The organism is Kitasatospora sp. NPDC096204, from assembly GCF_044763205.1.
GTDB lineage: Bacteria > Actinomycetota > Actinomycetes > Streptomycetales > Streptomycetaceae > Kitasatospora.
This window is the reverse complement of record NZ_JBIWFT010000050.1, coordinates 1-11,976: the sequence shown is the minus strand read 5'-3', so window position 1 is coordinate 11,976 and position 11,976 is coordinate 1. Positions and strand designations below refer to the sequence as shown.

1 protein-coding gene is annotated in these 11,976 nt (G+C 74.6%); it reads right to left on the bottom strand.

Annotated features, from left to right (window positions below):
* Positions 1-29: 29 nt before the first annotated feature.
* The coding region (locus tag ACIQ87_RS35940) for a type I polyketide synthase (protein ID WP_402415430.1) at positions 30-11,976 on the bottom strand (11,947 nt) is incomplete at its 5' end.

Sequence of the window (11,976 nt, the reverse complement as noted above, 5' to 3'; positions counted from 1 at the left end):
CATGTGCTCCACACTTCTCGCAAAAATCGTCAGGAATCGGAATCGGTGTTCTCGAACGCCATCTGGATCAGGCTGTCGACGTCCATCTCGTCGATGGATGCCGCGCTCTCCTCTCCGTCCGAGCCGTCCGATTCCTGGACGTCGTCGTGCAAACCGGCGATATCCAGCAGGATGTCCAGCACTCCGGCCTCCCGGAGTCGGGACAGCGGGACCGTGGCCAGCGCCTGGCGGATCCGCGCCTCCCCGCCTTCGGAGCCGGCCGCGTCACCGCCCGCCGGGAACAGTTCCGCGGTGAGGTGGTCCGCGAGCGCCCTCGGTGTGGGGTGGTCGAAGACCAGGGTGGCCGGCAGTCGCCGACCGGTGGCCGCGGTGAGCTGGTTGCGCAGCTCGACCGCGGTGAGGGAGTCGAACCCGAGGTCCTTGAACGAGCGGTCGGCCCTGACCTCGGCCGCCGAGGCGTGCCCGAGGGCCTCCGCCACGGTGCCGCGGACCAGGTCGAGCAGCGCCTGCCGCCGCTCCCCGTCGGTCGACCCGGCCAGCCGGGCCCGCAGTTCGGCCGCCGCGTCGGCGCCCTCGGACGCCCCGCCGTCGGCCTCGCCGGCCGCGAGGGCCAGCCGGACCTCCGGCAGGTCCCCGATCAGCGGGCTGCGGCGCAGCGCCGTGTAGCCGGGGGCGAAGCGCTCCCAGTCGACGTCGACCACGGTGACCGACGGCTCGCCGCCGATCGCGCCGGCCAGCGCCTCGGTCGCCAACTCCTGGGCCATGCCGTTCAGTCCGCGGCGGCGCAGCTGCTCCTCCGCGTCGGCCTCGGTGGCCATCCCGGAGCCCGCCCAGGGGCCCCAGGCGATCGCCGTGGCGGCCAGGCCGCGCGAGCGGCGCTGCTCGGCCAGGGCGTCCAGGTAGGCGTTGGCGGCCGAGTAGCCGGCCTGCCCGCCGCTGCCCCAGACGCCGGCGATCGAGGAGAAGAGGACGAAGGCGTCCAGCTCGGTGTCGCCGAGCAGTTCGTCCAGGTGCGCCGCACCGGACACCTTGGCGGCCACCACCGCGGCGAAGTCCGCCGGCGCCGTCTCGGCGAGCGGCGCGGACGCGGTGGCGCCGGCGGCGTGGACGACCGCGGTGAAGGCGTGCTCGGCGAGCAGCGCCTCGACGGCCGTACGGTCGCTCACGTCGCAGGCGGCGACGGTGGCCCGGGCGCCGAGCGCGGTCAGCTCCTCGCGCAGCTCGGCCGCGCCCGGAGCGTCCAGGCCACGGCGGCTGGTGAGCACCACGTGCTCGGCGCCGTTGGCGACCAGCCAGCGGGCGACGTGCGCGCCCAGCGCGCCCGTGCCGCCGGTGACCAGGACGGTGCCGCGCGGCGCCCAGCCCGTGCCCTCGGCGCGCTCGGCCCGGACGAGCCTGCGTACGAACACGCCGTTCGCGCGCACCGCGAGCTGGTCCTCGTCGTTGAGGCCGGCCAGCACCGACAGCAGCCGGCCCTGGGCCCGCTCGTCCAGCACCTCCGGCAGGTCGACCAGACCGCCCCAACGCTCCGGATGCTCCAGCGCGACGACCCGACCCAGACCCCAGACCTGCGCCTGCGCCGCGTCACGCAGCACATCCGCACGACCCGTCGACACCGCACCGCCGGTCGCCAGCCACAACGGCGCACCGACACCAGCGTCACCCAACGCCTGCACCAGCGTCAGCGCGACACCCGCGTCCGACACCACACCCAGCACACCCGCCACCGGACCACCAGCGACCTCAGCCGCCAGCTCCGCACGCGACAACCCGGCCGAACCCACCAGCCGCACCGACACACCACGACCCGACAACGCCCCCACACACGCCACCACCGACGCAGCAGAGACGTCCTGCGCCACCACCACCCACTCACCGGACGGAACAGTCGCGGTGGCCTCCGGCAGGGGCTTCCACTCGACCCGGTAGCGCCAGCCGTCGACGGTGGACACCGCCGTCCGGCGGCGACGCCACTCGGACAGCACCGGCAGCACCGTGCCGAGCGAGGAGCGCAGGTCGTCGTCCCCGGAGTCCAGGGCGTCGGCCAGGGAGTGCACGTCCTCCTGCTCGACGGCGTCCCAGAACCAGCCGTCGGCCTGCTGGGCCGCACCGCCCGGGCCGGCCGGGCCGGCCTCCGGCGCCGAAGAGCTCTGCAGCCAGTAGCTCTGCCGGTCGAACGCGTACGTGGGCAGCTCCACCCGCCGAGCGCCGGTGTCCCGGCCCCGGACGGCCGTCCAGTCGACGGCGGCACCCCGCACATGTGCCAGGGCCGCCGCGCCGACCACCGTCCGGGCCTCCGCCCGCCCGGCGCGCAGAGCCGGGGTGAACACGCCCTGCCCGACGCACTCCTGGCCCATGGCCGAGAGCACACCGTCGGGGCCCAGCTCCAGGTACGTGGCCACGCCCTGGGCCTCCAGGGTCCGCATGCCGTCGGCGAAGCGAACGGCCTGGCGGACGTGGCGCACCCAGTACTCGGGCGAGCACAGCTCCTCGGCGCTCGCCGGGGCGCCCGTCACGTTCGACACCACCGGGATGCGCGGCGCCGCGTAGGACAGGCCCTCCGCCACGCGGCGGAAGTCGTCCACCATGCCGTCCATCAGCGGCGAGTGGAAGGCGTGCGAGACGCTCAGCCGCTTGGTCTTCCCGAACTGCGCTGCGATGGCGAGGACTTCGGACTCGTCGCCCGAAATCACGACCGAGGAAGGCCCGTTGACGGCGGCGATGCTCACGTTCTCGGTGAGCAGCGGCAGGACGTCCGCCTCGGCGGCCTTGACCGCGACCATCGCGCCGCCCTCGGGCAGCGCCTGCATCAGCCGGCCACGAGCAGCGACCAGGGTGACGGCATCGTCCAGCGACAGGACGCCCGCGACGTGCGCGGCGACCAGCTCGCCGATCGAGTGGCCGACCAGGAAGTCCGGACGGACACCCCAGCTCTCCAGCAAACGGAACAGCGCGGTCTCCACCGCGAACAGCGTGACCTGGGTGAACTTGGTCCGGGCGAGAACGTCAGCGTCCTCCCCGAACACCGCCTCCTTCAGCGGCAGTTCGACCCGCGCGCACACCGCGTCGAAGGCGTCGGCGAACACCGGGTAGGCCTCGTACAGCTCCCGGCCCATGCCCGGCCGCTGGCTGCCCTGCCCGGTGAACAGAAAGGCCAGCTTCCCGCCCTCGGCCAGGCCCTCCACCACGCGGGCGGAACTCCGCCCGGCGGCCAGGGCGGTCAGACCGTCCAGGAACTCCGTACGGTCCCGGCCGATCACGACGGCCCGGTGCTCGAAGGTGCCGCGCCCGGCCGTCAGGGAGTGGGCGATGTCGGCGGCCCGCAGGTCGTCGTGCTCCTCCCAGTGGGCCAGCAGTCGCTGCGCCTGGTCGGCCAGGGCCTGCTCGCTGCGCGCCGACAGCACCCATGGCAGGACGGTGTCCGCCACCCGCACGGGCTCCACCGGCTCGGCCGGGGTGTGGGCGGGCACGCCGGCCTGCTCGATGATCGTGTGGGCGTTGGTCCCGCTGATGCCGAAGGAGGAGACGGCCGCGCGACGCGGACGCCCGGTCTCCGGCCAGTCCCTGGCCTCGGTCAGCAGTTCCACCGCACCCGCCGACCAGTCGACCTTCGGCGAACGTTCGGTCACGTGCAGGGTCTTGGGCAGCACGCCGGCCCGGAGGGCCATCACCGTCTTGATGACGCCCGCCACACCGGCCGCCGCCTGGGCGTGGCCGATGTTGGACTTCAGCGAGCCCAGCCACAGCGGGTGGTCGCCGCCGCGCTCCTGGCCGTAGGTGGCCAGCAGGGCCTGGGCCTCGATGGGGTCGCCCAGCGCGGTCCCGGTGCCGTGCGCCTCGACCGCGTCGATCTCGGCGGCCGACAGCCCGGCGTTGGCCAGGGCCTGGCGGATCACCCGCTGCTGCGCGGGGCCGTTGGGGGCGGTGAGGCCGTTGCTGGCACCGTCCTGGTTGATCGCGCTGCCGCGCACCACCGCGAGCACCGGGTGCCCGAGGCGCTCGGCGTCCGACAGCCGCTCCAGCAGCAGGACGCCCGCGCCCTCGGCCCAGCCGGTGCCGTCGGCGTCCGCCGAGAAGGCCTTGCAGCGGCCGTCCGAGGCGAGACCGCCCTGACGGCCCATCTCCAGGAACATGCTCGGGCCGGCCATCACCGTCACACCGCCCGCGAGTGCCATCGTGCACTCGCCCTGCCGCAGCGACTGGGCGGCCCAGTGCAGCGCGACCAGCGAGGACGAGCAGGCCGTGTCGACGGTGACCGCCGGGCCCTCGAGACCGAAGGTGTAGGCGAGTCGGCCGGAGGCCACGGAGGTGGCGTTGCCGGTCAGCAGGTGGCCCTGGAGGCCCGCCTGGTCGACGCCCTGCCCGGTCGCGTAGCCGTGCGAGGAGGCGCCGACGAAGACGCCGGTCGGGCTGCCCTTCACCGAGGACGGGTCGATGCCCGCCCGCTCGAAGGCCTCCCAGGAGGTCTCAAGCAGCAGCCGCTGCTGCGGGTCCATGGCGAGGGCCTCACGCGGCGAGATCCCGAAGAACGCGGCGTCGAAGCGGTCCGCGTCGTACAGGAACCCGCCCTCGCGGGCCTGCTGGGTGCCGCTCTCGACGGCGGCCAGGGCGCTCAGGTCCCAGCCGCGGTCGGTCGGCAGCGCGCCGACCGCGTCGGTGCCGGTGGCGACCAGCTGCCACAGCTCCTCGGGGGTGCGGACACCGCCCGGGAAGCGGCAGGCCATGGCGACGATCGCGATCGGGTCCTCGTCCGCGCCCGCCGTCCGGACGGCCACCGCGGCGGGCTTCGCCGTCGGCCGGGCGCCGAGGAGCTCGCCCAGCAGGTGGTCCGCGAGCGCGGCGGGGTTCGGGTGGTCGAAGACCAGGGTGGCGGGCAGCCGCAGGCCGGTGGCCGTGTTGAGGCGGTTGCGCAGCTCGACCGAGGTCAGCGAGTCGAAGCCGAGGTCCTTGAACGCGCGGTCGGCGACGACGGCCTCCGCCGTGCCGTGTCCGAGGACGGCCGCCACCTGCGTCCGGACCAGGTCCAGCAGCAGGGCGTGCCGATCGGCGCCGTCCAGGCCGTCCAGGCGCGCCGCGAGCGACGAGCCCGCGGTGGCCGTACCGCTGGCCACCGCCCGCCGGACCGTGGCCCGGACCAGGCCGCGCAGGTACGCGGGAGGCGGAGTCGTCCTCGCCTGGGCCCGCAGTGCGGGCAGGTCGAGGCGGACCGGCAGCACCGCCGGTTCGACACCCGCGCGGGCCGCGTCGAAGAGCGCCAGGCCCTCCTCCGCGCCCAGCGGCGGCACCCCGCCCCTGCTCATCCGGCGCACCTCGGCGTCGTCGAGCCGGCCGAGCATGCCGCCCTCGTGGGCCCAGGGGCCCCAGGCCATCGAGGTCGCGGGCAGGCCCAGCGCCGCGCGGTGCTGCGCCAGCGCGTCCAGGAAGACGTTCGCCGCGGCGTAGTTGCCCTGGCCACCCGTGCCGAAGAGCGCGGAGACGGAGGAGAAGAGGACGAAGTCGGTGAGGTCCTGGCCGAGGGTCAGCTCGTGCAGGTGCCAGGCCGCGTCGACCTTCGGGCGCAGGACCGCGTCCAGCCGCTCCGGGGTCAGTGAGGACACCAGGCCGTCGTCGAGGACGCCGGCCGTGTGGACCACTGCCGACAGCGTCCGGCCGTCCAGCAGTGCGGCGACAGCCGCGCGGTCGGTCACGTCGCAGGCGACGACGTCCACGTCGGCGCCCAACCCGGCCAGCTCGTCCCGCAGTTCGAGCGCGCCCGGCGCGTCCGGGCCACGACGGCTGGTCAGCACCAGACTCCGCACCCCGTGCACGGTGACCAGGTGCCGCGCCACCAGCGAACCCAGACCACCCGTACCACCCGTGACCAGCACCGTGCCCGCGGCGGGCGACGGCACCGTCAGCACGACCTTGCCCACATGCCGCGCCTGGCCCAGGAAACGGAACGCCTCCGGCGCCCGACGCACGTCCCACGACACCACCGGCAGCGGCACCAGCACACCCCGCCCGAACAACTCCACCAGATGCGCCAGCATCACACCGATCCGCTCCGGACCGGCCTCGATCAGATCGAACGCCTGATACCGCACACCCTCGTGCGCGGCCGCGACCGCCGCCGGCTCACGGACGTCCGTCTTGCCCATCTCCAGGAAGCGTCCACCACGCGGCAGCAACCGCAGCGAGGCGTCCACGAACTCCCCCGCCAACGCGTCCAGCACCACATCCACCCCGGCACCACCCGTGGCCGCCAGGAACGCGCCCTCGAAGTCCAGCGTCCGGGAGTTCGCGATGTGCGCGTCGTCCAGACCCGAACCCCGCAGGGCCTCCCACTTGCCCGGGCTCGCCGTGCCGAACACCTCGGCACCCAGATGCCGCGCCAACTGCACCGCCGCCATCCCGACACCACCGGCCGCCGCGTGCACCAGCACCCGCTCACCCGCCCGCAGACCACCCAGATCCACCAACGCGTAGTACGCCGTCAGGAACACCATCGGCACGGAGGCCGCCTGGACGTACGACCAGCCCTCGGGGATGCGGGTGAGCATGCGGTGGTCCGTCACGGCCACCGGTCCGAAGCAGCCGGTCAGCAGGCCCATCACCCGGTCGCCCGGGGCCAGGCCCGTCACATCGGCACCGACCTCCAGGACGACACCCGCACCCTCGCTGCCCATCCGGGCCGCGCTGTCGGGGTACATGCCCAGCGGGATCAGGACGTCACGGAAGTTGAGGCCCGCCGCGCGGACCGCGACCCGGACCTCGTGGGCGGCCAGCGGCGCCGTGGCGTCGTCGGCCGGCCGGAGCACCAGGTGCTCCAGGGTTCCGCGCTCGATCGCGTCCAGCCGCCAGGCCGGGGCACCCGCGGGCACCGCCAGCGCGTCACCGGTGGCGCCACGGGCGAGCCTCGGAGCGAGCACCATGCCTTCGCGTAGGGCGAGTTGGGGCTCGTCGGCGGCCAGGGCGGCACCCAGAGCCGCGAGCGACTCCACCACGCCGTCCACGTCCACCAGCACCAGCCGGCCCGGGTTCTCACTCTGCGCCGAACGCACCAGACCCCACACCGCCGCCACCGCCAGGTCCGGACTCTCCCCCGCACCCACGGCCACCGCACCACGCGTCACCACCACCAGCCGCGAAGCGGCGAACCGCTCCTCCACCAGCCAGCCACGCACCAACTCCAACACCCGCGCCACCACCGACCGGGCCGCCACCGCGACCCCGCCCTCAACGGCACCCTCACCGTCGACGACCGCGACCACGACCTCCGGCACCACGGCACCCTCGTCCACCGCCGCCGCCAACGCGGCCACACCAGCCACCTGCCGCAGACCACCCAACACCGGCAGGTCACTCGCGCCGAGCACGGCCCAACCACTCGTCTCCGGCGTACCGGTGACAGCGACCGGGGTCCACTCCAGGCGGAACAGCGAGTCCCGGAAGGCGTCGTTCGCCTCGGCGATGGCGTCGGCCGAGACCGGGCGCGCCACCAGCGACTCCACCGTGGCGACCGGCCGCCCGGCGGCGTCCGCCACCGTGATGGCCGTACCGTCCGCACCGGCCGGGGCCAGGTGCACCCGGACGCTCGACGCACCGGTGGCGTGGAGCGCGACGCCGGTCCACGAGAACGGCAGCCGCCCCTCGGTGTCGTCCGCGTGCCGCAGGAAGGATCCGTGCAGCGCGGCGTCCAGCACCGCCGGGTGCAGGCCGAAGGCCGACCCGTCACCGGCGGGCTCGCCGGGCAGCGTCACCTCCGCGAACACCTCCTCGCCGCGCACCCAGGCGGACCGCAGGCCCTGGAAGACCGGACCGTAGGCGAAGCCGCGCGCGGCGAACCGCTCGTAGAGGTCACCCAGATCGGCCCGCTCGGCTCCCTGCGGCGGCCATTCGGTGAGCTCGACACCGGCGGTCGGCTCCTGCGCCGACAGCGTGCCGGTCGCGTTCCTGGTCCACGGCTGCTCGTCGGAGGCGTCCCCGGCACGCGAGTGAACAGCCAGCTGCCGCCGCCCGGAGGCGTCCTGGGCCTCCACCGTGAGCTGGAGGACGACACCGCCCCGGGCGGGAAGCACCAGCGGTGCCTCCAGTGTCAGCTCGTCCAGCCGGCCGCAGCCGACCTGGTCACCGGCGTGCAGGGCGAGTTCGACGAACGCCGTGCCCGGCAGCAGGACCGTGCCCATGATGGCGTGGTCGGCCAGCCACGGGTGGGTCGCCTGCGAGAGACGGCCGGTGAACAGGTAGCCGTCGGTGTCGGCCAGGGCGACAGCGGCACCGAGCAGCGGGTGCCCGGCCGAGACCAGCCCGGCCGAGGTGACGTCCGCCCGGGCGCCGGTCGGCGCCTGCGGCCAGTAACGCTGCCGCTGGAAGGCGTACGTCGGCAGCTCGACCCGGCGCGCACCCGCACCGGCGAACACACCCTTCCAGTCCACGACGACACCGTGGACGTGAACGGTCGCGAGGGCCGTCAGCGCGGTCTGCGTCTCGGGCCGCCCGGCGCGCAGCGCCGGGGTGAACACGCCCTGCCCGAAGCACTCCTGGCCCATGGCCGAGAGCACGCCGTCGGGGCCCAGCTCCAGGTACGTGGCCACGCCCTGGGCCTCCAGGGTCCGCATGCCGTCGGCGAAGCGGACGGCTTCGCGGACGTGGCGCACCCAGTACTCGGGCGAGCACAGCTCCTCGGCGCCGGCCAGGGCACCGGTCACGTTGGAGACCACGGCGATCTGCGGCGCCGCGTACGCCAGGCTCTCCGCCACCCGGCGGAAGTCGTCCACCATGCCGTCCATCAGCGGTGAGTGGAAGGCGTGCGAGACGTTGAGACGCTTGGTCTTCTCGAACTGCCCGGCGATGGCGAGGACTTCATCCTCGTCCCCGGAAATCACCACCGAGGTGGGCCCGTTGATCGCGGCGATGCTCACGTTGTCCGTGAGCAGCGGCAGGATCTCGGCCTCGGTGGCCTTGACCGCGACCATCGCGCCGCCCTCGGGCAGCGCCTGCATCAGGCGACCACGAGCGGCGACCAGCGTGACGGCGTCGTCCAGCGACAGGACACCGGCGACGTGCGCGGCCGCGATCTCGCCGATCGAGTGGCCCACCAGGAAGTCCGGGCGCACACCCCAGCTCTCGAAGAGCCGGAACAGCGCGGTCTCGATCGCGAACAGCGCGACCTGGGTGAACTCGGTCCGGGCGAGAACGTCAGCGTCCTCCCCGAACACCGCCTCCTTCAGCGGCAGTTCGACGCGCGCACACACGGTGTCGAAGGCCTCCGCGAACACCGGGAACGCCTCGTACAGCTCCCGGCCCATGCCCGGACGTTGGCTCCCCTGCCCCGTGAACAGGAACGCCGTCCGCCCGGCACCCGCCGTGCCCGTGATCAGCCCGGCGGCCGTACCGCCCTCGGCCAGCGCCGCCAGACCGCCCCGGAACGAGGCGAGGTCCTCCGCGACCACCACGGCCCGGTGGGCCAGGCCAGCCCGCGTCGTGCCGAGCGCGTGGGCGAGGTCGCCGAGGTCCGACTCCTGGTCCAGGTGGGCGTCGGCGTGCTCCAGCAGCCGGGACGCCTGGTCGCGCAGTGCCCGCTCCGTGGCACCGGACAGCAGTAGCGGTCGCACGGCCGGTCCGGCCGGCCGCTCGGCCTCGGTCCGGGCCGCGGCCGGCTCGACCGCCGGGGCCTGCTCGATGACCGTGTGGGCGTTGGTCCCGCTGATGCCGAAGGAGGACACCGCCGCCCGGCGCGGGCGCCCGGTCTCCGGCCACGGCCGGGCCTCGGTCAGCAGCCGGACCTCACCGGAGGCCCAGTCGATGTGCGGCGACGGCTCGTCGACGTGCAGGGTGCGCGGCAGCACGCCCTCCCGCATCGCCATCACCATCTTGATCAGGCCTGCCACACCGGCGGCGGCCTGGGTGTGGCCCAGGTTGGACTTCACCGAACCCAGCCAGAGCGGCTCTTCGGTGCGCTCCTGCCCGTACGTGGCGAGCAGCGCCTGGGCCTCGATCGGGTCGCCGAGCACCGTGCCGGTGCCGTGCGCCTCGACGGCGTCGACCTCGGCGGCCGACAGCCCGGCATCGGCCAGCGCCTCGCGGATGACGCGCTGCTGCGACGGCCCGTTCGGGGCGGTCAGCCCGTTGCTGGCACCGTCCTGGTTGACGGCGGAGCCGCGCACGACGGCCAGCACCCGGTGGCCGTTGCGCTGCGCGTCGGACAGCCGCTCCAACACCAGCATGCCGACGCCCTCGCCCCAGCCCGTCCCGTCGGCCGAGGCCGCGAAGGCCTTGCACAGGCCGTCGGCGGCGAGGCCGCGCTGACGGCTGAACTCGATGAAGGCGGTCGGGGTGGCCATCACGGTGGCACCGCCGGCCAGGGCGAGCGAGCACTCGCCGCTGCGCAGCGACTGCGCGGCCAGGTGGAGCGCGACCAGCGAGGCCGAGCACGCGGTGTCCACCGTCACCGCCGGGCCCTCAAGCCCGAAGGTGTAGGCGATGCGGCCCGACACGACGCTGCCGGCGTTGCCGGTGCCGATGTACCCCTCGACGCTCTGCGGGTCCTGGAGCAGCAGCGCCGCGTAGTCCTGGCCGTTGGAGCCGATGAAGACGCCGGTCCGGCTGCCGCGCACCGAGGCCGGGTCGAGGCCGGCCCGCTCGAAGGCCTCCCAGGAGGTCTCCAGCAGGACGCGCTGCTGCGGGTCCATCGCCAGCGCCTCGCGCGGGCTGATGCCGAAGAAGTCGGCGTCGAACTCGGTGGCGCCGGAGAGGAATCCGGCCCGCAGGGCGTAGTGGGTGCCGGGCTGCTCGGGGTCCGGGTCGTAGAGCGCGTCGAGGTCCCAGCCGCGGTCGGTCGGGAAGGCGGTCATGCCGTCCCGGCCGTCCGTCACCAACTGCCAGAGGTCCTCCGGGGATTCGACCCCGCCGGGGAAGCGGCAGGCCATGGCGACGATCGCGATGGGCTCGTCCGCGGCGCCGGTACGGACCGCGGGCAGCGGCACCGCGGCACCGGTGCCGAGCAGTTCGTCGCCGAGGTGGCGGGCGAGGGCCTGCGGGGTCGGGTGGTCGAAGACCAGGGTCGCGGGCAGCTTCAGGCCGGTCGCCGCGGCGACCCGGTTGCGCAGCTCAACCGAGGTGAGCGAGCCGAAGCCGAGGTCGCGGAAGGCGCGGTCCGCACCGACCGCGTCCGGGCCGTCGTGGCCGAGAACGGTGGCCGCCTCGGCGCGGACCAGGTCGATCAGCACCCGTGCCCGCTCCGCCTCGCCGAGGCCCGCCAGGCGGGCGGCGTAGGAGGAGTCGTCCGCCGGGGCGGTCGCCGAGGACAGCGCCCGGCGGACCTCGGGCAGGCCGGACAGCAGGGCGCCGGTCGGGGCGGCCGCGACGTAGCGCTCCCAGTCGACGTCGAGCACGACCCGGACGGCGGCCGGCCGGGCGACGGCCCGGGCCAGCGCCTCGACGGCGCGCTCGGGGGCCAGCGGTGCGATGCCGGAGGCACGCAGCCGCTGCTCGACGGCACCGCCGTCGGCGGCCATGCCGGAGCCCGCCCAGGGGCCCCAGGCGATGGAGGTGGCGGGTAGACCGGCGGCCCGGCGCTGCTCGGCGAGCGCGTCCAGGTAGGCGTTGGCCGCCGCGTAGTTACCCTGACCGGCGGACCCGAGGGCGCCGGCGGTGGAGGAGAAGAGGACGAAGGCGTCCAGGGCCAGCCCGGCCGTCAACTCGTGCAGAAGGCGCGCCGACTCGGCCTTGGCCCGCAGCACCGCCGCGAACCGCTGCGGCGTCAACGACTCCACCACACCGTCGTCCAGCACACCCGCCGTGTGCACCACGGCCGACACCGGGAACTCCGCCAACAGCCCCGACACCGCCGCACGGTCGCTCACGTCACAGGCCACCACACTCACCTGTACGCCCAAGCCGGCCAGCTCGTCCCGCAGTTCGACCGCGCCGGGGGCCTCCAGCCCGCGACGGCTCGTCAGCACCACATGACCGGCACCGTTCACCGCCAGCCAACGA